We start from the raw sequence: 22,443 nt of genomic DNA on the forward strand, positions 1-22,443 counted from the left end.
CCGGTCAAGGGCGGTAGTCGTCGCGGCTCGGCCGGTTCAGCCGCGCGGCGAGGTCGTCGCCCGCGGGCTTCGCGCCGTTCAGGGTCCCGAGCACCTTCGCGATGGTCGACGACACGAAGCCGATCCCCCGGCCGATGGCGTGTACGAAGCGCATGACGTCCCCTCTCGTCACCCCATGCTAGCCCGCGGCCCGAGGACTGCTCAGGACTTGAGGGCTGCGAGCTCGAGGTTGATGTCGTCGGGGTCCTGCACGGAGAGGATCACCATGCCGGCGTCCCCGAGGTCGGTCACCTCGCCGTGCTCGACCCCCGCGGCGTCGAGACGTGCGGCCGCCTGGTGCAGCTCGTCGACCGACCCCACGACGAAGCTGACGTGGTCGAGTCCCACCGTGTCCGGGTTGAACGTCTGCCCCGCCGGAGCGACCGGGCGCAGGCCGAAGACCTGGTCGCCGAGCTGGAACACGGATCCGCCGTAGAAGCGCTCGCGGTCCTCGCGCACGCCGGGCTCGTCGACCTGGTCGCTGAAGTCGATCGCCGGGTCGGTGCCGAGCAGCTGCTGGTAGAACGCCTTGCTGCGGTGGATGTCGGTCACGGTGACGCGGACGTGGGCCAGGGCGGTCGGGCGTGCGAACGGTTCGGTCATGGTGGATCTCCTCCGGGTTCGACCCGACGCAGGGCCGTCGGGTGCGCGCCGTGGTTGCGACGCACCCCCAAGGAAACCCCTGCCACCTCCGTGCATACCGACACCGTGCGGCGACCGGACAGCGGCGCTGGACCCGAACGCCAGCGCCGCGGTCCGGTCAGATCAGGTCGTCGGTCAGGTGGTTCGGCGTGCCGAAGCGGTGCGCCGTGATCGACACCGCCTGCTCGCGGACGAAGGGCAGTATCTCGAGCCGACCGGCTTCGGTCACCGGGCCGCCGTACACCGCAACGTCCGGACGGCCACCGACGGCCGAGTACAGCGCCGAGGTGTCACCACCGATGAGCCGGACACGGGTCGACGGGCCCGCCGCGATCGACGACGCGAAGGCCTCGTCGGAGGCCGACTGCGTCACGGACCGGACGATGGGCAGCGAGCGGAGCGCCGATGCGACGGACTCGGGCAGCGCGGCGGCCGTCGAGACCTCGATCGTCGTGCCGGCCCGGAGTGCAGCCGCGACGACACGGACGAGGTCAGGAACAGCATCCTCGTCATCAGAAGCCAGGCGCACCTGCACCGACGGGACCGGCAGGTACCGCGCGATGTTCCGCTCGGCGCTCAGGGCCGAGACGTCGGTCGCGGTGCCGAACAGCGTCGACCAGGCCTGCTCGTCGGACGCCAGCGCACGGTCGAGCACCGGCGACGACACCTCGGCCGCCCGGACGAACGCCCGGATCGGGGCGGACGGAGCCGCCGAAGCGGTCGCAGCAGCGGGGGTCCACGACCCGAGCCCGAGCAGGTAGTTCAGCCCACCGGCCTTCGTGCCCGCGCCGACGGCCGACTTCTTCCACCCCCCGAACGGCTGGCGGCGGACGATCGCACCGGTGATGCCGCGGTTGACGTAGAGGTTGCCCGCCTGGATCCGCGACAGCCACGTGCCGATCTCGGCCGGGTCGAGCGAGTGCAGGCCCGAGGTCAGGCCGTAGTCGACCTCGTTGACGATGTCGATCGCTTCGTCGAGGGTGTCGGCGGTCATCATGCCGAGGATCGGACCGAAGTACTCGGTGCGGTGGAACTCCGAGCCGCGTCGGACGCCCTGACGGACACCCGGGCTCCACAGCTTGCCGGTCTCGTCGAGCTGCTTCGGCTCGACGGCCCAGGACTCACCCGCGCCGAGCGTCGTCAGGCCGTCGAGCAGCTTGCCCGACGCCGGCTCGACGACCGGGCCCATCTGCGTCGCGGCGTCGGTCGGGTAGCCGACGGTGAGTGAGGACACGGCGTCGAGGAGCTGGTTGCGGAAGCGCTTCGACTTCGCGACCGACCCGACCATCACCACGAGCGACGCGGCCGAGCACTTCTGGCCGGCGTGCCCGAAGGCCGAGGCGACGACGTCCTTCACCGCGAGGTCGAGGTCCGACGACGGGGTGACGATCACGGCGTTCTTGCCCGAGGTCTCGGCGAGCAGCGGCAGGTCCGGGCGGAACGAGCGGAACAGCTCGGCGGTCTCGTACGCACCGGTGAGGATCACCTGGTCGACCATCGGCGAGGCGATGAGCTGCTGGCCGAGCTCGTTCTCGGACACCTGCAGGAATGCGAGCACGTCGGCCGGGGCGCCGTGGGCGTCGAGCGCGGTCTCGATGATCGAAGCGAGGACTGCCCCGGAGCGCTCGGCGGGCGGTGCCGGCTTGAGGACCACGGCGGACCCGGCGGCCAGCGCGGCCAGGGTCGAGCCCGCGGGGATCGCGACCGGGAAGTTCCACGGCGGCGCGACGAGGGTCAGGCTTGCCGGGGTGAACGTCGCGCCGTCGACCTCGTCCAACGAGCCAGCGAGCGTGCCGTAGAAGTGCGCGAAGTCGATCGCCTCGGACACCTCGGGGTCGGCCTGGTCGATGGTCTTGCCGGTCTCGGCGGCCATGACCTCGATGAGTGCGGCGCGGTTCGCCTCGAGCGCGTCGCCGACGGCGTGCAGCACGGCGCCACGAGCGCCACCGGACCAGGTGCCCCAGACGGCACCGGCGGCCTTGGCGCGGCCGAGCGCGGCGTCGAGCGCCGTGGCGGAGTCGACCCGGGCCTCCTGGACGGCGCGGACGCCGAGCGTCGACGACGCGACGCGTGCGGTGATCGCGTCACCCCACGAACGGACGGAGGCGACCGACGGGTCGCTGTCCGGCGTGTTCTCGAACCGGCCCGGTCCGGGGCGTCCGACGGCCGCGTAGCGGTCGGCGACGCGGTGGGACGCCGGGGCGGCGAGGCCCTCAGGCGTGGCGAGCGGCACGAGCGACGCGCGGAACCGCTCTTCTTCGCGCGCGAACAGCGGCGGCGAGGACACGAGCGAGAAGACCGCGGACATGAAGTTGTCCTGCGAGGCGCCTTCTTCGAGTCGACGGATCAGGTACGCGATCGCGACGTCGAACTCGCCCGGGTGGACGACCGGTGTGTACAGCAGGAGCGAACCGACGGTGCGGCGGACAGCTTCTGCCTGGCCCTGCGCCATGCCGAGCAGCATCTCGAACTCGATGCCGTCCCGCACGCCCCGCTCACCGGCGAGCAGCCACGCGTGCGCGACGTCGAACAGGTTGTGCCCGGCGACGCCGACGCGGACGTTCTCGACGCGCGACGGCGTGAGCGCCCAGTCGAGCACGCGCTTGTAGTTGGTGTCGGAGTCCTGCTTGGTGTGCCAGGTGGCGAGCGGCCAGCCGTGCACCGAGGCCTCGACCTGCTCCATGGGCAGGTTCGCGCCCTTGACCAGGCGGACCTTGATGCCGGCACCACCGCGGGCACGGCGAGCGGCGGACCACTCCTGCAGCTGCTCCATCGCGGCGAGGGCGTCGGGCAGGTACGCCTGCAGCACGATGCCGGCCTCGAGGCCGAGGAACGCGGGCTCGTCGAGGAGCTTCGTGAAGACCGCGATCGTCAGGTCGAGGTCCTTGTACTCCTCCATGTCGAGGTTGATGAACTTCGCCGGGGTCGCGGCGGCGGCACGCTCGAACAGCGGGCGGAGCTGCTCCACGATGTCGTCGACGGCGTGGTCGAACGCCCACGGCGAGTGCGGGTGCACGGTCGACGAGACCTTGATCGACACGTAGTCGACGTCGTCGCGGGCCAGGAGCTTGTGCGTGCCCTCGAGCCGTCGTGCGGCCTCGCGCTCGCCCAGCACGGCCTCACCGAGCAGGTTCACGTTGAGCCGGACGCCGTCCCGCTTGATCTTGGCGATCGCGGGGCCGAGCTTCGAGTCGGTCGCGTCGACGATGAGGTGGCCGACCATGCCGCGCAGCACCCGGCGGGCGATGGGCACGACGACGTTCGGCAGGACCGGTGCCATGCCGCCACCGAGGCGCACGAGTCCGCGCATCGCGGCGGGCAGGAACCCGGGGGCGCCGGGCGCGATCTGCCGGAGCTTGCGCGCGGCGACGGCGAGGTCTTCCGGGCGGACGACGCCGTCCACGAAGCCGACCGCGAAGTCCAGACCGGCGGGGTCGGCGAGCACCCCGGCGAGCTGCTTGGCAGAGCCGTCCACCGGGAACGACTCGGCCTCGGCCAGCCACTGTCGGACGAGTGCGACGGACTGGTCCGCCAGGGCGTCGTGGTCGGTGGCGGGGTGCTCCTGCAGGGTCGTCATGGGATCAGTGTGGAGTCCCGGGATACGGTAGCGGAAGCGACCGTTCCTGATGGGTACCGTTCAGTTGCACTACCGAATCCGCTGCGACCCCGGTACCGTCGGATCATGCTCGACGTCCGCCGCCTGGTCCTGCTCCGCGAGCTGTCGATCCGCGGCACCATCGCGGCCGTCGCCGAGGCCATGAACTTCACCCCGTCGGCGGTGTCGCAGCAACTCAGCGCCCTGGAACGCGAGGCCGGAGTCCAGCTCCTGCGCAAGGCCGGACGGCGGTTGCAGCTCACCCCGCAGGCCGAGGTGCTCGTCGCCGCCGCCGGCCACGTGCAGGACGTGCTCGAGCAGGCTCAGGCGCAGGTCGAGGACACCCTGCCGTCCGTCCAGGGGCGGGTGCGCGTCGCCGTGTTCCAGTCCGCCGCCCTGGCCCTGATGCCGAACGCCCTGCACGAGATGGCCACCGAGCACCCCGACGTCCGCGTCGAGATGGTGCAGCGCGAGCCCGAGACCGCACTGAACGAGACGTGGGCGCGCGACTTCGACATGGTCATCGCCGAGCAGTACCCGGCGCACGCCGCACCGCACCTGTCCGGGCTCGACCGCTCCGACCTGACCACCGATGCGGTCCGGTTGGCGTTGCCGCCGCTCGACACGGCGCTGTTGCCGGTCTCGAGCCTCGAGGACGCCGAGGCCCTGCCGTGGGTGATGGAACCCCGTGGGACGGCCTCGCGGCACTTCGCCGAGCAGGTGTGCCGACGCTGGGGCTTCGAGCCGGACGTACGCTACGAGACCGCCGACCTGCAGACCCAGATCCGTCTGGTCGAGTCCGGCAACGCCGTCAGCCTGATGCCCGATCTGATGTGGACCGGGCGCACGACGACCTGCCGCCTGCTCGAACTCGCCGAGCAGCCCCGTCGCACGATCTTCACGGTCGTGCGCGCGGCCGGGGCGTCCTCGCCCGCGGTCCGTGCACTGCGCGCAGCGCTCGAACGCGCCGCGGCGGCCGTCGGCGACTGACGGACCCGTCCCCGATCCGGCCGACTGCACCGAGACCGAACCGAGACCTGACGGGCCGTCAGGATCGCTGGATCGCCGACATCTCCTTGGTGAGGGCACTTCTCGGTGCCCCGTCCGGCATCCGAGGGGGATCCCATGAACAGGCCCAGCACGTCCACCACGCGACGCGTCACCGCGATCGGCGCCGCCGTCGCGATCGTCGCCGCCTCGTCGGCCTTCGGCATCGGCGCCACGACCGCCGTCGCCGCCGAGGAACCGGCGGCGACCAGCACCGCGAAGCCGGCCGCACCCGCCGCCACCGACGCACCCGCCGCCACCGACGCACCCGCGGCACCCGACACGCCCGCCACCGACATCCCCGTCCCCTCCGACGCACCGGACGAGCAGCCGGGAGGCCCGACCACCGACCCGACGTCGGCTCCCGCCGACGAGTCGGAGACTCCACCGCCCGCCGAGCCAGCCGACGACGCCGCCACGCCGAAACCGACAGCGACCTCGACTCCGACGGAAGCGGGAGCGGGAGCACCGGCGGACGTCGCCGCCGCCGAGGACGGCAGCGACCTCGCGTTCACGGAGCCGTCGACCGAGGACGCCCCACTCGCCCTCACCGCGACCGTCGGCACCCCGTTCTCGCACACCTTCCAGACCACCGGCGGCAACGGCACCGTGGGCTACGCGATCCAGGACGCCCCGTCCTCGGCCGCCGGGCCGTCCGACTACAGCGTCAACGTCGAGACCGGCGTGCTGAGCGGCACCCCGACGGACGCCGGCACCTTCCGCTTCGAGGTCGTCGCCCTGAGCGGCTCGACCCAGATCACCGAACACGTCGAGCTCACCGTCTCCCCCGCCGCAGAGCCGGACGTCATAACGTTCGACGAGCAGTCGAAGCCCGAGTCCCCGATCCGCATCGAGACCACGGCCGGTGACACGGTCGACCGGACCTTCACCGCGACGGGATCGTCGAGCGAGCTGCACTACATCCTGCTCAGCGGTCCGACCGCCTTCCCGGTGCCGGGCAACGCGTACCCGACGGCTCCGGCGGGCCTGTCCGTGGACGAGGCGACGGGCCGACTCAGCGGTGCACCGACCCAGGCGGGCGAGTGGGACTTCCAGGTCATGGCGATGAACGGCGCCCGCGCGGCGACGCAGTACGTCCACCTGTCCATCCGTCCGGCCGCCACAGCCCACCTCGAGCTGCTCATCGGGGTCATCGGGACGGGCCAGGCCTGGCAGGCGGGCGAACACGGTCTGCGCGAGATCTTCGCCGAGAGCCCCGACGCGAACCCGGTCGACGCTGTCCCGGCAGCCCAGGGCGCGACGATGTCCGTCCGGGTCACGCCGCTCGACGCGTACGGCAACCCGACCGAGGACAACGAGGGAACGACGCCGACGGTGACGAGCAGCGTCTCGTCGGACGAGGTCTCGTTCCCTTCCGACCCCTGGAACGCTCGCGTCGGGTTCCCGCACGCGTCGCCGCACACGATCACGGTCGCTCTCGACGGGGTGTCCACCTCGTTCGACGTGGACGTGCAGCCGGCGGCAGCGACCATCGGCACCACGACCCCGACAGTCGGCTCCGGGACCGGCACCCTCGCCTACACGGGCGCCGAGACGTCCGGCCCGCTCGCCTGGGCACTCGCCCTGCTGGGCATTGGCGGTGGCCTGCTCGTCCACCGGCTGCGTCGCCGACGCGCCTGACGCGGTGCACCGCACCGGATGACGGACGGGAGGCCCGTGGCGGATCCGCCACGGGCCTCCCGTCCGACGCGGGTTCCCGCACGGACCCCCAACCATGGTCACATTCCGGTCACCAACCCCTGACCGGCCACGCAGCCGCACTACGATCCGAGCAGGCCGAAACTCTCGGCAGATTCTTACGATCCGGCCACCCAGCCGGACCTGAACATGGGGGGAACCCGTGCACCGCAGCACCTCCGCCGTTCGTCGCGCATGCGCCGTCGGCACCACCGTCGCACTCGTCGGTCTGACCACCGGTCTCGGCATCATGTCCGCGACCGCCGCCAGCGCCGTCGAGCCGGTCGACTCGACGCAGCCCGTCGTCTCCGAGGAGACCCCGGCACCCGTCGACGCGACGGAGACGCCCGCACCGACCGACGACCCGACGGTCCCCGCAGACGAGACCCCGGCCCCTGCCCCCGCCGAGGAGACCCCGGCCCCGACCCCGAGCGACGACGCGACCGCCCCGGCCGACGAGCCCGCCGCTCCGGAGACGACGGCTCCGGCCGCCGAGACCCCGGCGCCGACCGCGAAGCCGACCCCGGACGTGACCAGCAAGGCCGCCGACGCCACCGTCACCATCGACGGCGCGGCGAAGGTCGGCACGCTCCTGAGCGCCGTCGTCACCGGCTTCGACGAGGACTCCTCGTACAAGTACGTCTGGGCTGACCAGGACCGCAACGTCCTGTCGAAGACCGCGACCTACCGCATCGACCCCACCGACGTGCGCAAGACGATCACCGTCACCGTGACCGGCACGCTGCCCGGCGCCACGGACACCACCTCGGTGACCTCCGACGCGACGGCGCCCGTCAGCCAGACCCCCGCCTTCCTCGGTGAGGACGGCAAGCCGACGAAGGCCGGTGCCGACGTCGACCACCCGCTCGAGCTGAGCGCCACCGCCGGTGACGCGTTCTCGTACACGTTCCGTGCGCGGGGCTTCCCGGAGCCGACGTACAAGCTCGCGTACTTCTTCGACGAGGATGCCGAGTTCAACGACTCCCCCGCCGACCAGCTGCCCGACGGCCTGACCTTCGACGCGTCGACCGGTGAGCTCAGCGGTGTCACGACCTGGAGCTCCGACTGGACCTTCGCCGTCACCGCGACCAGCGGCACCGAGACCGTCACGCAGTACGTGGACCTGACCGTCGAGGCAGCAGCACCGCTGGGCGTGGTGGTCTTCACGACGGACCGTGCCGGCGCGTTCGACTTCGACGACGACGACACGAGCACCCGGACCACCTGGGTCATCGACCCGGAGGGCAAGGTCTACACGATCACCATGAAGGGTGACGGCGAAGGTGGGTCCGTCGGGACCGAGGTCGACGGTGGTCGACCGACCATCAAGCAGGGCGGCACCCTGGTCGTCTCCGGCAACCTGGTCGACCGGTACGGCAACGAGATCCTCGACGAGAACGACGAGTCGATCGTCCCGACCGTCACGTCCGACGTCGCCAGCGACGTCATCGCTCCGGACCCCGACCTGGACTTCTTCGGTCTCGTGAACGTCACGTTCCCGCACGCGTCGATCCACAACCTGACCGTCGCCGCCGGCGAGTTCAGCACCTCGTTCGCGGTGGACGTCCAGCCGACCGCGGTCCCGGCCGTGCCCGGCGTCTCCACCCCGGTCGCACCGGTCCCCGCGGCCGCACCGGTCACCCCGACGAACCGTGGCGGCCAGCTGGCCTACACGGGTTCGGACGCCACCGGTGCCCTGCCCTGGGCCCTCGGCCTGCTCGTCGCCGGTGCCGGCCTGATCGGCGCCCGCACCCTGCGCCGTAGCCGCGCACAGCGCTGACGTACAACGAGCGCTGACGGCCCCCGTCGTCTCCCGTCCGTCACGTGCCCGCGTGACGGACGGGAGGCCCACCTCGGCCCCGCCTGACCCCGCACCGGGGCGGCGGGGCCGTTTCCGTGCCACCGTCGGTAGCGTGGGCACCATGCCCACGCTGCTGCACATCGACTCCTCGGCCGACCTCGCTCACTCCCGTTCGCGCGCGCTGACCGCCGCGTTCGCCGACGCCTGGCGCGCCCGCGGACCGGAGTACACGGTGGTCCGCCGCGACCTGCACGTCGACCAGCTCCCGCACCTCGAGACCTCGGCGCTGCACTGGGCAGCAACGGACCGCACCGCGGACGAGACCGTCGCACCCGAGGCCGATGCCCTCCGCCAGGAGGTCATCGACGAACTCCTCGCCGCCGACGTCGTGGTGGTCGGTTCGCCGCTGTACAACTACACGGTGCCGTCGACGCTCAAGGCCTGGATCGACCGCATCCACATCCCCGGGGTCCTGGCGGGCGACGTGCAGCCCCTGACGGGCCGTCCGGTCGTGACCGTCGTCAGCCGCGGTGCGACCTACGACGCCGGCACCCCGACCGAGGACTGGGACCACGGCTCGCCGGTCCTGCACCTCATCCTCGGCACGGCGCTCGGCATGAAGCTCTACCCGATCACGGTCAGTGCGACCCTGGCCGACCGGCTGCCCGACCTCGCCCCGCTCGCCGAGCACGCGTCCGCCGAGCTCGCCGACGCGAAGACGACGATCGAGCGCCTGGCCACCACGCTCGGCTGACGTCAGGACGCGTTCGCGAGCTGGTGCACCCGTTGTGCGGAGAGCCCGAGGACGGACGCCATCTCCGCGTACGTGTACCCGTCGGCCCGCATCCGCGTCACCACGTTCCGCGCCAGCCGAGCCGCTTCGGCCCCGTCCTGCCGTGCCTGCTCAGCGAGTGCGCGGGACGCTTCCCAATCGGCACGGGCGTCGTCGGGAAGGACGAACTCGACGTCGATCGCAACGTCCTCCTCTGGGACGTCCAGTGTCAGGGCGACGCACTCCCGCGCCATCCACTCGACGTCGCCGACTCGCCGGGCCTGTGTGACCGCGCCGGCCGCGGGGATCTCGATCGCCCACCAGCGGCCCTCTCGGTACACGGTCGCTCGGTACGTCGTCGTCATCGTTCCTCCGTTCATCGCCAGCTGTCCGGTGCATCCGGGAAGATCCTGAGCACCTGCCGCACCACGCCGGGGCTCAGCTCCCGGTGCTTCGGGACGACGAGGCGCCCGCCTTCGGGTCCGCGCCACACCTCGTGGCTCCCACGGGTCCGGTCCAACCACCATCCCCGATGCCGCAGGAACGTCGTGACCACCCGGTGCTGCACAGCTCGCACCACGATATCAAGCCCTTCTAGTCAGGTCCATCAAGGGCCAGTAGAGAACCTGGACCCTTTCCGAGTCTGACGAGCGCGCGGGTGAGAACGGCGCAGGCGTCCCTGATCTGTGCAGGAAGACGATCGCCCAAGCAGGTGTGGAGGAACGGTCAGGCGGGGCGGACCTCGTCCGACCGGCCGAGCAGCTCGGCGTGGAACGCCGTCTGCGTCAGCGCACTCGCGAGCAGGAAACCGGTCATCGACTCGATCCCGCCGCTGAACGGTACCCGCGCGGCGACCTCGAACAGCGTGGGCCGATCGAGCACGTCGAGCGCCTCGGCGACGTGCCGTGACCGTTCCTCGCGGTGCCGCGCCAGCGTCCGTGCGCGGGCGACGACGTCGGTGAACCGGTACTCGTGGCCCGGGCAGACCTCGAGCCCGGCGTACACGTCGAGTCGGCCGAGCGACGCCAGGTAGTCGCCGAGCGGGTTCGTGGCGGTCCGACCGCCGAGGCCGATCCCGGAGTTGATCCGCGGCAGCACGTGGTCGCCGGTGAACAACAGTCCGTCGGCCTCGTCGACGAAGCACACGTGCCCGGCGGTGTGCCCGGGCGTCCAGAGCGTCCGGATGGTGCGACCGGGGATCGGCAGCACGTCGCCGTCCGCCAGCAGCAGGTCGGCGTACGGCGCCTCGCTCCGCCCGAGCCCGATCCGTCGCCCGCTCCCCCAGGCCGCGACGACGCCGTCGTGCAGCTCGGGCGGCAGGCCCCACGTGGCGATGTCGGCGTCGTTCTGCACGGCGTCGGTGCGCTCGCGGTCCAGCGCCTCGACCTCGAGCCCGTGCATCGCGACCCGCGCACCGGTCGCTCGGCGGATCGCGGCGGCGGCGCCGAGGTGGTCGGCGTGCAGGTGCGTGACGGCCACCAGGGACACGTCGTCGAGCGACCGGCCGATCGCCGACAGGGCGTCGCGGACCTCGTCGACCCCGCCGTCGGCCGACCACCCGGGGTCGATCAGCGCGAGCGAGCCGTCCGCCCCCTCGACCGCGTAGACCAGGGTCGCATCGGGCACACCGAACCGGAACGGCACCGCGAAGGTCCAGATGCCCGGCCGGACCTGTTCGACGGGCGGCAGGACGCCGTCGCGGAGCGCGGCGGCCTGCACGGGGCTGATCGGTTCCGGAGCCGGCGCTGCCGACGGGGGCACGGTCGTCACCCGCACCACACTACTAACGCGCGCCGAGCCGCCCAGGGTGAGCGGTGCCTCCCGGCCGCACTTCGTGAGCAGAAATGGTCGAGTCGTCGCGCCGGACCCGACCATTCCTGCTCACGAAGCGCACACCCCGCCCACGCAAGCCCAACCCGCGCCCGAGTAGACACGACGCATGAAGATCGCACCGATGCTGGCCAAGGCCGTCGCCGACGTCCCGGACCCCGACAGCGTGACCGGCGGCCTGCGGTACGAACCGAAGTGGGACGGCTTCCGCGGCATCGTGACGATCGACGGCGACGACGTCGAGATCGGCAGCCGCGGGGCGAAGCCGCTCACCCGCTACTTCCCCGAACTCGTCGAGGCGTTCCGCGCCCAGTTCGGCGGCCGCGACCATCCCGTCGTGCTCGACGGCGAGGTGATCCTGCGCTCCGGCGAGCCCGGAGCCGAACGTCTCGACTGGGAGGCGCTGTCGCAACGCATCCACCCGGCGGCGTCGCGGATCGCGAAGCTCAGCGCCGAGACGCCGGCCCAGTTCGTGGCGTTCGACCTGCTCGCGGCGGACGGCGACGAACTGGTCGACCTGCCGTTCGACGAGCGACGCGAACGCCTGGAGCAGCTCGCGAGCGGCATGTCCGACCCGCTGTTCGTCACGCGCACCACGCTCGACGTCGAACAGGCCCGCGAGTGGCTAACCACCTTCGAGGGCGCCGGACTCGACGGCGTCGTCGCCAAACGCCGGGCCAAGCCGTACGAGCCGGGCAAGCGGACGATGCTCAAGATCAAGCACCACCGGACGGCTGACGTCGTCGCGATCGGGTACCGCGTCCACAAGAGCGGTTCGGGGGTCGGGTCGCTGCTCGTCGGGTTGTACGGCGACGACGGCGAGCTCCGCCAGGTCGGCGGCGTCTCCGCCTTCTCCGACGAACGCCGGCTCGCCCTGGTCGACGAGCTCGAGCCCGTCGTGCTCCGCGATGCGGACGGGAGGCCCGTCACCGGCGACGGGGAACGGTCGCGTTTCTCGTCGGGTCGCGACACGTCGTTCGTCCGGCTGGCGCCGGAGGTCGTGCTCGAGGTCCGGTACGACCAGATGGAGGGCGACCGGTTCCGGCACACGGTGCAGTTCGAACGGTGGCGCCCGGACCGCGACGCGGAGTCGTGCGGCTTCGACCAGCTCGAGGTGCCCTCGGCCTACGACCTGCGGGATGTCCTGTCCTGACGCCCCGTTGTCCGTTTTTCGACGTGTTCGCGGCACCAGCAGGAAAGTAGTTAGGCAAACTAGCGACGCGCTGCCAGCATGGTGATCAGCAGCACGAGGCGCCCATCCCGGGAGCCCCAGGATCGAAAGCGGATCGACATGAGCACCAGCACGCTTGTCCGCCACTCGCAGCGGAACCCCTTCACCGAGGTGCGCGAGGCACGCCGCCAGCGCACCCTCCAGCTCAGTGCGGTCATCAGCGCCATCGCCGGCGTGACCGCCACGGCGCTCGCCCTGGTCACGATCGGTCTGGGCTCGTGATCGTCGACGGGATCAGTGACGCGCACCGCGGCACCTGGTCGCGGCTGACCCGCCTGCACACGGCGAGCGTCGGGCTGCCCCTGCAGACGTCGCGTGTCGACGACCCGGATCGTTCTACGGACACGCTGCCCGCCGTCTGACGCTTGCGCTGGCCCGGGTCAGGGCTTCTTCGCTCGCGACGGCTGCACGCGCGGCGGTTCCCCGGGCATCTTCGGGAAGTCCGGCGGGAAGGGCAGCTCGCCTTCGCCGTTCTCCAGGTCGCGCTCCCACCACTCCAGCAGTGTGGCGATGCTCGCGTGCTCGTCGTGCATCGCCTGCCACGGATCACCGATCGTCGCCAGCCGTTCCGGGACCGTTCGGATCGTGAACGTCGTCGGGTCGGCTGTCGGCAGTTCGTCCCAAGTGATCGGCGTCGACACCGAAGCCCGCGCCAGCGCCCGCGGACTGTAGGCACCGGCCATCGTGCGGTCGCGGTTCGCCTGGTTGAAGTCGACGAAGACCCGCTGGCCGCGTTCCTCCTTCCACCACGCCGTCGTGACCCGGTCGGGCATCCGCCGTTCGAGTTCGCGTGCGGCGGCGATCACGGCGTGCCGGACGTCGAGGAACTCGTGCTCGGGTGCGATCGGGGCGAACACGTGCAGACCGCGGTTGCCGCTCGTCTTGATCCACGCCGTCAGGCCCGCTTCCGCCAGGACCTTCCGGAGCTCCTGCGCCACCGGCACCGTGTCCGAGAAGTCCGTGCCGGGCTGCGGGTCGAGGTCGATGCGGAGCTGGTCCGGGTGGTCGCTGTCCTCGGCGCGCGACGCCCAGGGGTGGAAGACCACGGTGTTCATCTGCGCGGCCCACACCGCCACGGCCGGCTCGTCGACCACGAGCTGCGGGTGCTTCCTACCGCTCGGGTACGTCACCGTGACCGATCGCACGTACTCCGGGGCGCCCTTCGGCGGGTTCTTCGAGAAGAACTGCTCGCCGTCGACCCCGCCGGGGAACCGCTGCAGCGAGATGGGCCGGTCGCCGTTGGCCCGGACGAAGGCGTCGCCCACCTTCACGAGGTACTCGGCGAGGTCGAGCTTCGTGATCCCGGCGTCCGGCCAGAGCACGCGCGATGGACTGCTGATCCGGACCTCGCGGTCCCCGTCGGGCCCGGGAACCCGCACCGTCGTCGCTTCGCTCGCCATGCAGCGGAAGGTACTCGGTGCACGATGGACGAGTGAGCGCGTACCTCGGAGTGGACCTGGCGTGGGGGCTCGGCACCGCGAGCCGCGCCCCGAACGAGACCGGACTGGTCGCGATGGAGTCCGACGGCACGATCACCGATGCCGGATGGGCCCGCGGGGTCGACGACGTGACCGACTGGATCGCGGCGCACCTCGGGCCACGGTCCCTCATCGCGGTCGATGCCTCACTCGTGGTGACGAACCCGACGGGCATCCGCGAAGCGGAACGGCAGGTGGGGCAGCGGTACGGCCGGTGGAAGGTCGCGGCGAACCCGACGAACCAGGCCTCTGCGGCGAGCGCCGGCGCCCAGCTGCTCGACCGGCTCACCGAACTCGGCGTCGAGTACGTGTCCGACACCGCATCGATGCACGACAGGACCGGGCCGGCGGTGTTCGAGTGCTACCCCTACACGACGCTCGTCGGGGTGGAGGAGCTCGGCTACGACGTGGAACGTCCCCGCTACAAGCGACTCGACCTCCGGATCCCCGCCGCCGAAGCACGTGCCCGTCGCGCCGAGGCCTTCGACGAGCTGGTGCGGCGGCTGCGCGAGACCCCGCTCGACCCGCCGCTGCTGCTCGACTCGCACCCGCTGACAGCGCGGCTCGCCGACCCGTCGGTGCTGCACGGTCCGACGCACAAGCGCCGCGAGGACCTGCTCGACGGCGCCCTCTGTGCCTGGACGGCGGCGTTCTGGGAGCGACACGGCGACCAGCGCGTGCAGATCCTGGGAGGCGATCCGAGCCTCCCCACCGACACGGCCGCGACGCCGCTGGCGCGTCGCCGCGGAACCGGCGGCGTGGCCCCACCGTCCGATCCTGTGGACGAGGCGGGCCGCCGGCCCGTCGTGGTGGCGCCCGCGCGCCCGTCGCAGCGGAGGCCGCGCGGCTAGGGTTGACCGGTGAGCACGACGAGCGAACCCCTGCACATCGGGCTGGTGTCGCTGCACACCTCCCCCGGAGACGAACCCGGGTCGGGTGAGGTCGGCGGCATGAACGTCGTCGTCCGACACCAGGCCGAGGCGTTGGCCGACCGTGGCCACCACGTCGACATCATCACGCGGCGTTCGGCGCCGACGCAGCCGGACTCGGTGTCGCTCGTGCCGGGTGTGTGTCTGCGGTTCCTGTCGGCGGGTCCGGCAGAGCCCGTGCCGAAGGGCGAGCACGACGCGTTCATCGAGCCGTTCCGGCGCGAGCTCGAGCAGCTCGGGCCGTTCGACGTCCTGCACTCGCACCACTGGTTCTCCGGTGCCGCTGCTCTGCCGGTCGCCCGGGAGCGCGGCATCCCGCACGTGCAGTCCTTCCACTCGATCGCGGCCGACCCCGAGACACCGCTGTCCGAGGGCGAGCGGCCCGAGTCGGCCGGGCGCATCGCGGGCGAGCAGCTGCTGGCTCGGGAGTCGGACGCGGTCGTCGTGGTGTCCGAGGCCGAGGCCTCGACGGTCCGGACGCGGCTCGGCGGTGCCGACGCGCGCATCTGGATCGTGCCGCCCGGGGTCGACGGGTCCGTCTTCCGCCCCGCCGCCGTCGGTGCGCGCCGAGCCGCCACCCCCTACGTCGTCGCTGCGGCTCGCGTCCAGCCGTTGAAGGGGCTCGACCTGGCCATCGAGGCGATCGCGGGCATCAGCCAGGAGGCCCGCCCCACGTTGGTCATCGCGGGTGATGCCTCGAGTGAGGCGGGCGACTACGTGGACGAACTGCGTCGGCTCGCCGCCGCGCGTGGCATCGCCGACCGCGTCACCTTCATCGGGCCGCAGTCGCGTGCCGACCTGGCGTTCCTGTTCCGTGGCGCGGCAGCCGTGCTCGTGCCGTCGCACTCCGAGACGTACGGTCTCGTGGCGCTGGAGGGCTCGGCGTCCGGGGTGCCGGTCGTGGCCGCCGCTGCCGGGGGTCTGCGCGAGGCCGTGGTCGACGGGGAGACGGGCGTCGTGCTCGAGTCCCGTGAGCCGTCGGTGTGGGCTGCAGAGATCGAGCGGATCCTGACGGACTCCGGGTACGCGGCGGGACTGGCCTCGGCAGGCCGCGAGCACGCGGAGCGTCTCAGCTGGGAACGGTCGGCTTCGGGCCTCGAGGACGTGTACCGCCGGGTGCTCGGCAGCGGGTCGCGGATCGGATCGTGAGGTGACGGCGTTCGACGCGTTCTGGGCGGCGCTCGACGCCGTGCCGGTCGAGCCCGACGCCGAAGCGCTGTACGACCTCGGTTCGGCCGAGGGACGACTGCGCCGGTCGAACCTGCAGCGGTACCTGGAGCGCTTCGGGCCGGCGGCGGACACCCTGCTCGTGGCCGAGGCACCCGGGTGGCGCGGCATGACGAACACCGGCATCCCGTTCACGAGCATGCGCGAGCTCGGACCCGGGTACTCCGCACCTCCTGAGCCGACGGCACCGTGGGAGGCGTCCTCGCGCGTCGTGCAGGCTGCGCTGTCCGACTGGACTGGACCGCTGCCCGTGTCGTGGGCGATCTTCCCGCACCACCCGTTCGTCGCCCCGGACCGGCTGACGAACCGGACGCCGCGGCCCGCCGAGGTCCGCTCGGGAGCACCCGTCGCCCTCGCACTGCTCGAGGCCCTCGGCGGCGTCGAGCGGGTCCGGGTCGTCGCCGTGGGTCGGAAGGCCCAGGGTGCGCTCGCGCTGGCCGGCATCGAGGCGATCGCCGTCCGGCACCCGGCGCAGGGCGGCGCGACGCAGTTCACCGAGCAGCTGCGAGCGCTGGACCGCTAGCCCGTGCCGGTTCCTCCGCTCAGGCCGAGCGGACCTCGATGCCCTTCGCGGCCAGGGCCTCGGCGACGTGGGCGGGCAGTGGAGCCGCGGCGTACACGGTGCGGAGTGCCGGCAGGTCGAGGACGTCGTCCCAGTTCTGCGGGTCGAATCGGTCGTCGGAGCCCTCCCACCCGGGGTGCACGTCCTGGAGCACCTCGAGGTCGGTGTCGACGGTGAGCTCCGTGACGAGCGACAGGTGCGACGGCAGGAGTTCCAGGTCGTCGTAGTACTCGCGGGCGCGGTCGTCCTGGCCGTCCACGTCGAGGTCCTCGTCCGTCTCGTCGGCGGTCTCCGGATCGTACGGGTCGAGGACGTCGAGGTCGTAGCAGAGGACGTCGAGCACCAGCAGCTTCGCGTTGAAGTCGGCGAACTCGACGGGCTCTTCGGTGGTGTTCGACTCGTGGTCCATGGCCCGGAGAGTATCCGTCGCCGAGCGACCGTGTTGCGATCGCGAGAAACCTTCCTGTGGGACTAGACAGCAAGGTGTCCCGCGCGCAAGGGTGACGCATGGCCACCACCAAGACGGACCGACCACAGCAGGAGCAGCCCGAGCTCCGCAGGGTCATCGGTCCCAAGCTCCTGCTGCTGTTCATCGTCGGCGACATCCTGGGGACGGGTGTCTACGCGCTCACCGGTCAGGTCGCGGCAGAGGTCGGAGGAGCAGCGTGGCTCCCCTTCCTCATCGCCTTCGCGGTCGCCCTGCTGACGGCGTTCTCGTACCTGGAACTCGTGACGAAGTACCCGCAGACCGCGGGCGCTGCGCTCTACGTGCACAAGGCGTTCGGCGTCCACTTCATCACCTTCATCGTGACCTTCATCGTGATGTGCTCCGGCATCACCTCGGCGTCGACGGCGTCGCGTGCGTTCGCCGCCAACCTCGGCGTCGGGTTCGGGCTCGAGCTGCCGAACGTCGTCGTGATGCTCATCGCCATGGGCTTCATGCTCGCGGTGATGGCGATCAACTTCCGCGGCGTCAGCGAGAGCGTGAAGACGAACGTCGTCCTCACCCTGGTCGAGCTGTCCGGTCTCGTCATGGTGATCCTCATCGGTTTCTGGGCCATCGCGGGTGGCAACGCGGACTTCTCGCGCGTGGTGATGTTCGAGACCCCCGAGGACAAGACCCTGCTCATGTCGATCTCCACGGCGACGTCGCTGGCGTTCTTCGCGATGGTCGGCTTCGAGGACTCGGTGAACATGGCCGAGGAGACCAAGGACCCCTCGCGGATCTTCCCGAAGGTCATGCTCACCGGCCTCGGTATCACGGCCGTGATCTACACGCTCGTGTCCATCTGTGCCGTCGCCGTCGTGCCGATCGGTGAGCTCGCCGGCAACGAGACCCCGCTCGTGACCGTCGTGCAGACCGCGGCGCCGGACTTCCCGATCGCCGACCTGCTGCCGTTCATCTCGATGTTCGCCGTGGCCAACACCGCCCTGATCAACATGATGATGGCGTCGCGACTGCTGTACGGCATGAGCAAGCAGGGCGTGCTGCCGGGGTTCCTGGCCCGCATCTCCCCCGCCCGTCGCACCCCGTCGAACGCGATCGTCTTCACCACCGCGATCTCCCTGCTGCTCATCGGCTGGGTCTCGCTCGACCCGGACTCCCCGATCGTGGTCGTCCTCGGTGGCACGACCTCACTCCTGTTGCTCACCGTGTTCGCCGTCGTGAACCTGACGGTGCTCGTGCTCCGCCGCGACAAGGTCGACCACAAGCACTTCCGTGCCGGCGTCATCATCCCCGTCATCGGCGTCATCACCTGCCTGTGGCTCGTCCTGCCGTTCTCGTCCGGACGTGACCCGCAGCAGTACCAGATCGCCGGCGCACTGCTGGCCCTCGGCGTGGTGCTGTGGGCGGTGACGTGGTTCACGCACGGCCGCAAGCAGCCGGAGAAGGCACCGACCGGCCTGGTCACCGAACCGACGAAGGTGCAGCACCCGCCGCACGACCACCGCGACGTCTGATGGACGCGACCGCCGTCATCTGGACGATCGTCATCGCGGCCATCGCGCTCGTCTCGCTCTCCGCCGGCGGATGGGGTCGGAGCAGGTCACGCCGACGCCGCCGCTGACGTCGGGCCGAAGCTGACGTCGGGCCGATGCTCGTGTTGCCGTTGACGGTCCTGGTTCCCGAACCCCGCGTTCGGCGAACCAGGACCGTCAGCACGTCACCGCGGCCCCCGATCGGGCGGGTGCGGTTCCCAGGCGGCGCCCGTACGCTCGTCGTGCTCCGCCTGCCCCGCCCCGTCCGTCGAGAGGTCCCGTCATGCGCCGTGTCGGCATCACGCTCGCGTCGGTGTTCGGCGCCGGCATCGTGGTCGTCGGCATCGGGGTCGTGGTGCTCGTCGTCATCGCGGTCAACTCGATCGCCGGGATCGCGAAGTCCAGCGCCGCCGACGCCACCCCCACGTGCCCGAAGGTCGCCTCGAAGACCGTCGGTGGCATGGTCGTCCCCGCCGGTCCCATCGCGGGTTTCTGCCAGGACCGCCTGGTCAACGCTGCGTCGGTGATCCAGGCCGCGAAGGCGCTCGGCATCGGGCCGCACACCCAGGCCGTCGGGGTCATGACGGCGATCGGCGAGTCGAGTCTGGTGAACCTGGACCACGGCGACGCCGCCGGCCCGGACAGCCGCGGCCTGTTCCAGCAGCGCGACAACGGCGCCTGGGGCACGTACGAGCAGCGGATGGACCCGTACACGGCGGCGTCGATGTTCTACGCGAAGCTCGTCAAGGTGCCCGGTTGGAAGACGATGACGCCGACGCAGATGGCGCACGCGGTGCAGATCAACTCGGACCCCGAGCACTACGCGAAGTCCTGGCCCGCGGCCAAGGCCGTCGTCGAGGGGCTGACGGGCGAGACCGTGCCCGACACCGCGCCACAGGGCTGACCGGTCACGAGACCACCGGACCCGACGGTCACGCCACTTCCTGGTCGTGCTCGTCGAGTTCGATCATCGCGGCACCGCCGTCGTGGACGATCACCTGGGCGCGCAGCCGGATCGCATGCTCGTCGAGGGCGCAGGCGCACGCGTCGACCCACTCCCAGTCGACCGGGTGCACCCGGTCGACGCCAGGCCGCTCCCACGCGAGCACCACGTCGACCGCGCCGAGCTGCCCGACGATCTCGGAGATCAACGACGCGAAGTCGTTGACGTGCTCGTCCGGCTGGTACGGCAGGTCGGCGATGGGCAGCAGGAACGGGATCGACATCCCGAGTTCGTCGAGGAACACCACCCAGCACTGCCGGCGCACCGGGCGGTCGACCAGGGCGGCGACGAGTTGGACGACGTCGTCGTCGGTACGGACAGGGGTTCGGATCAGGCGGTCGAGGGTGTCGGTGTCAGGCATGCCTCCAGCGTCGCGAACACCACCCGCTCACCGACGACCATCTTGTGCATCTGTGGACAACCTCGCCGCCGCAGCCACCTGTGGAGGACGACCTTGAGGCCGCGAGCCGTCCGACTTCGTCGATGCCGACGCCCCGCGACCTCGACCGTGCCGGGTACCGCCTGCTGGCGTTCGACCAGCGCGAGAACGACGCCGAACGGGCCTCCAGTCCGAACCTGACCGGCTCGGCGAGGTTCCACGACATGCCGCACGCTGATCGCCGAGGTTCCAGATCTCGACGAACAGGGCGCCGACATGCCGAGATTTCGGAACCTCGGGACGGCAGCCAGCGCCACTCAGATGCCGTGCGTCACCGAGCTCTCGATGAGGAGCAACGCCGCGAAGAACACGGCCACCACCGCAGCCATCCCCACGAGCACCACCGGCCACGCCAGCCGACGCCGCACCAGCCGCAGGATGCACACCACGATCGAGGCGACCAACACCAGCGCGATCAGGATCGGCCCGACGGTCACGACCGAGTCGCCCAGCCCCACGTTGCAGGTGTTCCCCGGGGCCGCGCACGACACGAACGCCAACGACATGAGCTTGATGCCCCAGCCCGCTGCCAACGCTTCGAGCGTCAGCACGACGAGCAGGGCGATGGAGGCGACCATGTCCGCGACGCGGCGGCGTCCTGCCAGCGGGTGGCGGGCCTCCCGTCCGAACCGTGCCGGAGCCGACCCGAGCGGATCGAGAGCCGAACCCGGAACCGCCCCTCGGACCGACTCCGGACGCGACCCGGGAACCGGGCCGACGTCGGCCGGACCGGACGACCGGGCGGGCGCGTCCATCAGGACCGCCGGCCGCGCGTGGACCAGAGGGCGGCAGCGATGAGGAGCGGCTGACCGAACAGGCGCGCGACCCGCTTCTCGTCGCTGTCGAGGCCGAAGGCGTCGCGGCGGTTCACCCACTGCGACAGGTTGCCCGGGAAGATCACCGTGAAGAACAGCGCAGCGACGGAACCGATGAAGCGCCGAGCCGGCTTCGGAGCGAGGACGAGCGCCGAACCGAGGGAGATCTCCGCGACACCCGAGGCCAGCACGGTCGTGTCCTCCGACAACGGCACGAACTCGGGCACCTGGGCCGTGAACTCCTTGCGCGCGAAGGTGAGGTGACTCGTGCCGGCGAACACGAGCGCCAGGCCGAGCAGGACGCGGAGGAAGGAACGCATGCCTCCATGGTGCCCGCTCCCGGACGACGGCGCTCGGGCGTGTACGGAACGCGGCCCGCTCGGTAGATTCAGACGCATGGGAGCACCCGCTCGGGACCACGAACCGCCAGCAGCCCCCGCGACCTTCGCCGTGCTGCTCGGACCGGTCGCGTTCTACCTCGGCATCATCGTGCCGGCGCAGGGCACGGTCCGGCACGTCCTGCTCGGCGCGGCGTTCGGCATCGTCTGCGTGCTGAGCGGCTGGCGCTCGATCACGATCGCCGGCCGCCGTCGCCGGGCGGTGCAGGTCTGGGCGTGGATCGGCATCGTCATCGGTGCGGCCGGGCTGGTCATGATCGTCTGGCAGCTGCTGGTCATCGCGACCGCCGGCGCGTTCCCGCCGCCGTTCTGGTCGCCCTACGCGAACCGCTGACGCGGGTCACCAGCCGAGCGTGCCCGGCGCCCCCTTGAACGGGCCGACGACGTCCGACGTGATCCAGCCGCCGTAGAAGTCGCCGTCCTGCGACTGCACGACCTCGCCGCCGACCTCGCACGAGTCCATCGCCGACGGGTAGATCGCGACGCGGTCCCGGAGCGACTCGTAGCCGGGTTCGGGCGTCGGGTAGTTCCACGCGGCGCGGCTCGCGACGGTGCCGTCCCCGCCGACCACGTCGAAGTACCGCGCACGGCCCTTGAACTCGCACATGCTCGACCCCTGGGCGGGGCGGAGGTCGAGGTCCGCCATCGGCAGGTAGTACACCGGCGGGTGCGAGGTCTCAAGGACCCGCACCGCATCGGTCGTGTCGGCCACGACGGCGCCGCCGAACCGGACGACGACGCGGGCGGTGACGGGCTCGACGGCGGGCGGGCGGGGGTAGTCCCAGACCGATTCCTGTCCGGGGCCGGGTTCGATCCGTTTCGGGTGGCGCATGGGGTCATGTGTACGCCGCGCGGCTGCGGTCGGCCTGCGGAGCGGGCCCGAGTCTCGGCCGGGTGGCCGCGAGTCTCGGGGTGAGCGACACTTCACGGGCCCGGCGGCGCGAGAACTGTCGCGCA

At 71.4% G+C, this 22,443-nt stretch carries 25 protein-coding genes; 13 read left to right on the forward strand and 12 right to left on the reverse strand.

Going from position 1 to position 22,443, the window contains the following annotated elements; all coding sequences use genetic code 11:
* Nucleotides 1-4: 4 nt before the first annotated feature.
* The 3 genes from EDF63_RS18680 to EDF63_RS10820 form a co-directional block, all read right to left on the reverse strand.
* Nucleotides 5-154: a hypothetical protein gene (locus EDF63_RS18680; protein WP_185021375.1), complete on the reverse strand. Its 150-nt coding sequence runs from the start codon at nucleotides 152-154 to the stop codon at nucleotides 5-7.
* A 47-nt stretch (nucleotides 155-201) separates the two neighbouring features.
* A complete protein-coding gene (locus tag EDF63_RS10815) occupies nucleotides 202-642 on the reverse strand; it encodes a VOC family protein (RefSeq protein WP_111086862.1) in 441 nt (146 codons plus the stop codon).
* Nucleotides 643-799: 157 nt separating this feature from the next.
* Nucleotides 800-4,258, reverse strand: a complete 3,459-nt coding sequence (locus EDF63_RS10820; RefSeq protein WP_123312995.1) for a bifunctional proline dehydrogenase/L-glutamate gamma-semialdehyde dehydrogenase — start codon at nucleotides 4,256-4,258, stop codon at nucleotides 800-802.
* A gap of 105 nt (nucleotides 4,259-4,363) precedes the next feature.
* On the opposite strand from EDF63_RS10820, the gene EDF63_RS10825 reads away from it, so the two are divergent.
* From EDF63_RS10825 to EDF63_RS10840, 4 genes are all read left to right on the forward strand, one after another.
* Nucleotides 4,364-5,266 carry a LysR substrate-binding domain-containing protein gene (locus EDF63_RS10825; protein WP_123312996.1) on the forward strand — a complete coding sequence of 301 codons (903 nt, stop codon included), beginning with the start codon at nucleotides 4,364-4,366 and terminating at the stop codon, nucleotides 5,264-5,266.
* A 135-nt stretch (nucleotides 5,267-5,401) separates the two neighbouring features.
* Nucleotides 5,402-6,964, forward strand: a complete 1,563-nt coding sequence (locus EDF63_RS10830) for a putative Ig domain-containing protein (RefSeq protein ID WP_123312997.1) — start codon at nucleotides 5,402-5,404, stop codon at nucleotides 6,962-6,964.
* Nucleotides 6,965-7,184: 220 nt separating this feature from the next.
* The gene (locus EDF63_RS10835) at nucleotides 7,185-8,801 is read left to right on the forward strand and encodes a putative Ig domain-containing protein (RefSeq protein ID WP_123312998.1); all 1,617 of its coding nucleotides are present in this window, start codon (nucleotides 7,185-7,187) and stop codon (nucleotides 8,799-8,801) included.
* A 142-nt stretch (nucleotides 8,802-8,943) separates the two neighbouring features.
* Nucleotides 8,944-9,576, forward strand: a complete 633-nt coding sequence (locus tag EDF63_RS10840) for an FMN-dependent NADH-azoreductase (protein WP_123313158.1) — start codon at nucleotides 8,944-8,946, stop codon at nucleotides 9,574-9,576.
* A gap of 2 nt (nucleotides 9,577-9,578) precedes the next feature.
* Here EDF63_RS10840 and EDF63_RS10845 read toward each other — a convergent pair whose 3' ends face one another.
* From EDF63_RS10845 to EDF63_RS10855, 3 genes are all read right to left on the reverse strand, one after another.
* On the reverse strand, nucleotides 9,579-9,959 hold the full coding sequence (locus EDF63_RS10845) for an antitoxin HicB (RefSeq protein ID WP_123312999.1): 381 nt from the start codon (nucleotides 9,957-9,959) through the stop codon (nucleotides 9,579-9,581).
* An 11-nt stretch (nucleotides 9,960-9,970) separates the two neighbouring features.
* Nucleotides 9,971-10,174, reverse strand: a complete 204-nt coding sequence (locus EDF63_RS19120) for a type II toxin-antitoxin system HicA family toxin (RefSeq protein ID WP_395871820.1) — start codon at nucleotides 10,172-10,174, stop codon at nucleotides 9,971-9,973.
* Nucleotides 10,175-10,320: 146 nt separating this feature from the next.
* Nucleotides 10,321-11,364: an MBL fold metallo-hydrolase gene (locus EDF63_RS10855; protein WP_185021376.1), complete on the reverse strand. Its 1,044-nt coding sequence runs from the start codon at nucleotides 11,362-11,364 to the stop codon at nucleotides 10,321-10,323.
* Between the two features lie 169 nt (nucleotides 11,365-11,533).
* Here EDF63_RS10855 and EDF63_RS10860 point away from each other — a divergent pair, with 169 nt between their 5' ends.
* From EDF63_RS10860 to EDF63_RS18690, 3 genes are all read left to right on the forward strand, one after another.
* Entirely contained in the window at nucleotides 11,534-12,577 is a 1,044-nt protein-coding gene (locus EDF63_RS10860) for an ATP-dependent DNA ligase (RefSeq protein WP_123313002.1), read from the forward strand.
* A 138-nt stretch (nucleotides 12,578-12,715) separates the two neighbouring features.
* Complete coding sequence (locus EDF63_RS18685) at nucleotides 12,716-12,877, forward strand: hypothetical protein (protein ID WP_159573681.1); 162 nt, start codon at nucleotides 12,716-12,718, stop codon at nucleotides 12,875-12,877.
* A complete protein-coding gene (locus tag EDF63_RS18690; protein ID WP_185021377.1) occupies nucleotides 12,874-13,017 on the forward strand; it encodes a hypothetical protein in 144 nt (47 codons plus the stop codon). Before EDF63_RS18685 ends, EDF63_RS18690 begins: the two co-directional genes overlap by 4 nt.
* Before the next feature lie 18 nt (nucleotides 13,018-13,035).
* On the opposite strand, the gene ligD is transcribed toward EDF63_RS18690, so the two are convergent.
* Nucleotides 13,036-14,055, reverse strand: coding sequence for a non-homologous end-joining DNA ligase (gene ligD / locus EDF63_RS10865; protein ID WP_123313003.1), 1,020 nt, complete (start codon nucleotides 14,053-14,055; stop codon nucleotides 13,036-13,038).
* A gap of 32 nt (nucleotides 14,056-14,087) precedes the next feature.
* Between ligD and EDF63_RS10870 the strand changes: the two genes are divergently transcribed.
* Genes EDF63_RS10870 through EDF63_RS10880 form a run of 3 tightly spaced genes read left to right on the forward strand, consistent with a single transcriptional unit; the run spans nucleotide 14,088 to nucleotide 16,812 of the window.
* On the forward strand, nucleotides 14,088-14,984 hold the full coding sequence (locus EDF63_RS10870; RefSeq protein WP_185021378.1) for a DUF429 domain-containing protein: 897 nt from the start codon (nucleotides 14,088-14,090) through the stop codon (nucleotides 14,982-14,984).
* A 9-nt stretch (nucleotides 14,985-14,993) separates the two neighbouring features.
* On the forward strand, nucleotides 14,994-16,211 hold the full coding sequence (locus EDF63_RS10875; RefSeq protein ID WP_123313005.1) for a glycosyltransferase: 1,218 nt from the start codon (nucleotides 14,994-14,996) through the stop codon (nucleotides 16,209-16,211).
* Between the two features lies 1 nt (nucleotide 16,212).
* Nucleotides 16,213-16,812 carry a uracil-DNA glycosylase gene (locus EDF63_RS10880; protein ID WP_123313006.1) on the forward strand — a complete coding sequence of 200 codons (600 nt, stop codon included), beginning with the start codon at nucleotides 16,213-16,215 and terminating at the stop codon, nucleotides 16,810-16,812.
* Between the two features lie 19 nt (nucleotides 16,813-16,831).
* Here EDF63_RS10880 and EDF63_RS10885 read toward each other — a convergent pair whose 3' ends face one another.
* Nucleotides 16,832-17,260 (reverse strand): DUF6892 domain-containing protein, encoded by a 429-nt coding sequence (locus EDF63_RS10885; RefSeq protein WP_123313007.1) that lies wholly within the window; start codon nucleotides 17,258-17,260, stop codon nucleotides 16,832-16,834.
* A 98-nt stretch (nucleotides 17,261-17,358) separates the two neighbouring features.
* On the opposite strand from EDF63_RS10885, the gene EDF63_RS10890 reads away from it, so the two are divergent.
* Nucleotides 17,359-18,813 carry an APC family permease gene (locus EDF63_RS10890; RefSeq protein ID WP_123313008.1) on the forward strand — a complete coding sequence of 485 codons (1,455 nt, stop codon included), beginning with the start codon at nucleotides 17,359-17,361 and terminating at the stop codon, nucleotides 18,811-18,813.
* Nucleotides 18,814-19,114: 301 nt separating this feature from the next.
* A complete protein-coding gene (locus tag EDF63_RS10895) occupies nucleotides 19,115-19,735 on the forward strand; it encodes a hypothetical protein (protein WP_123313009.1) in 621 nt (206 codons plus the stop codon).
* A 28-nt stretch (nucleotides 19,736-19,763) separates the two neighbouring features.
* Here the strand turns inward: EDF63_RS10895 and EDF63_RS10900 are convergent, their stop codons facing one another.
* From EDF63_RS10900 to EDF63_RS10910, 3 genes are all read right to left on the reverse strand, one after another.
* Nucleotides 19,764-20,195 carry a hypothetical protein gene (locus tag EDF63_RS10900; protein WP_123313010.1) on the reverse strand — a complete coding sequence of 144 codons (432 nt, stop codon included), beginning with the start codon at nucleotides 20,193-20,195 and terminating at the stop codon, nucleotides 19,764-19,766.
* A gap of 335 nt (nucleotides 20,196-20,530) precedes the next feature.
* Nucleotides 20,531-20,851: a hypothetical protein gene (locus EDF63_RS19125; protein ID WP_123292409.1), complete on the reverse strand. Its 321-nt coding sequence runs from the start codon at nucleotides 20,849-20,851 to the stop codon at nucleotides 20,531-20,533.
* Between the two features lie 176 nt (nucleotides 20,852-21,027).
* Nucleotides 21,028-21,408, reverse strand: coding sequence for a hypothetical protein (locus EDF63_RS10910; RefSeq protein WP_123313012.1), 381 nt, complete (start codon nucleotides 21,406-21,408; stop codon nucleotides 21,028-21,030).
* Nucleotides 21,409-21,484: 76 nt separating this feature from the next.
* Between EDF63_RS10910 and EDF63_RS10915 the strand changes: the two genes are divergently transcribed.
* On the forward strand, nucleotides 21,485-21,820 hold the full coding sequence (locus tag EDF63_RS10915) for a hypothetical protein (RefSeq protein ID WP_123313013.1): 336 nt from the start codon (nucleotides 21,485-21,487) through the stop codon (nucleotides 21,818-21,820).
* A gap of 6 nt (nucleotides 21,821-21,826) precedes the next feature.
* Here EDF63_RS10915 and EDF63_RS10920 read toward each other — a convergent pair whose 3' ends face one another.
* A complete protein-coding gene (locus tag EDF63_RS10920; protein ID WP_123313014.1) occupies nucleotides 21,827-22,318 on the reverse strand; it encodes a DUF427 domain-containing protein in 492 nt (163 codons plus the stop codon).
* Nucleotides 22,319-22,443: the final 125 nt, after the last annotated feature.

Source organism: Curtobacterium sp. JUb34 (assembly GCF_003755065.1).
GTDB lineage: Bacteria > Actinomycetota > Actinomycetes > Actinomycetales > Microbacteriaceae > Curtobacterium.

Excerpts from the sequence above, each read along its gene's own strand:
- EDF63_RS18680 (WP_185021375.1), bottom strand. The coding sequence starts at position 154 with ATGCGCTTCGTACACGCCATCGGCCGGGGGATCGGCTTCGTGTCGTCG.
- EDF63_RS10815 (WP_111086862.1), bottom strand. The coding sequence starts at position 642 with ATGACCGAACCGTTCGCACGCCCGACCGCCCTGGCCCACGTCCGCGTC.
- EDF63_RS10820 (WP_123312995.1), bottom strand. The coding sequence starts at position 4,258 with ATGACGACCCTGCAGGAGCACCCCGCCACCGACCACGACGCCCTGGCG.
- EDF63_RS10825 (WP_123312996.1), top strand. The coding sequence starts at position 4,364 with ATGCTCGACGTCCGCCGCCTGGTCCTGCTCCGCGAGCTGTCGATCCGC.
- EDF63_RS10830 (WP_123312997.1), top strand. The coding sequence starts at position 5,402 with ATGAACAGGCCCAGCACGTCCACCACGCGACGCGTCACCGCGATCGGC.
- EDF63_RS10840 (WP_123313158.1), top strand. The coding sequence starts at position 8,944 with ATGCCCACGCTGCTGCACATCGACTCCTCGGCCGACCTCGCTCACTCC.
- EDF63_RS10845 (WP_123312999.1), bottom strand. The coding sequence starts at position 9,959 with ATGACGACGACGTACCGAGCGACCGTGTACCGAGAGGGCCGCTGGTGG.
- EDF63_RS10860 (WP_123313002.1), top strand. The coding sequence starts at position 11,534 with ATGAAGATCGCACCGATGCTGGCCAAGGCCGTCGCCGACGTCCCGGAC.
- EDF63_RS18685 (WP_159573681.1), top strand. The coding sequence starts at position 12,716 with ATGAGCACCAGCACGCTTGTCCGCCACTCGCAGCGGAACCCCTTCACC.
- ligD (WP_123313003.1), bottom strand. The coding sequence starts at position 14,055 with ATGGCGAGCGAAGCGACGACGGTGCGGGTTCCCGGGCCCGACGGGGAC.
- EDF63_RS10885 (WP_123313007.1), bottom strand. The coding sequence starts at position 17,260 with ATGGACCACGAGTCGAACACCACCGAAGAGCCCGTCGAGTTCGCCGAC.
- EDF63_RS10890 (WP_123313008.1), top strand. The coding sequence starts at position 17,359 with ATGGCCACCACCAAGACGGACCGACCACAGCAGGAGCAGCCCGAGCTC.
- EDF63_RS10895 (WP_123313009.1), top strand. The coding sequence starts at position 19,115 with ATGCGCCGTGTCGGCATCACGCTCGCGTCGGTGTTCGGCGCCGGCATC.
- EDF63_RS10900 (WP_123313010.1), bottom strand. The coding sequence starts at position 20,195 with ATGCCTGACACCGACACCCTCGACCGCCTGATCCGAACCCCTGTCCGT.
- EDF63_RS19125 (WP_123292409.1), bottom strand. The coding sequence starts at position 20,851 with ATGGTCGCCTCCATCGCCCTGCTCGTCGTGCTGACGCTCGAAGCGTTG.
- EDF63_RS10910 (WP_123313012.1), bottom strand. The coding sequence starts at position 21,408 with ATGCGTTCCTTCCTCCGCGTCCTGCTCGGCCTGGCGCTCGTGTTCGCC.
- EDF63_RS10915 (WP_123313013.1), top strand. The coding sequence starts at position 21,485 with ATGGGAGCACCCGCTCGGGACCACGAACCGCCAGCAGCCCCCGCGACC.
- EDF63_RS10920 (WP_123313014.1), bottom strand. The coding sequence starts at position 22,318 with ATGCGCCACCCGAAACGGATCGAACCCGGCCCCGGACAGGAATCGGTC.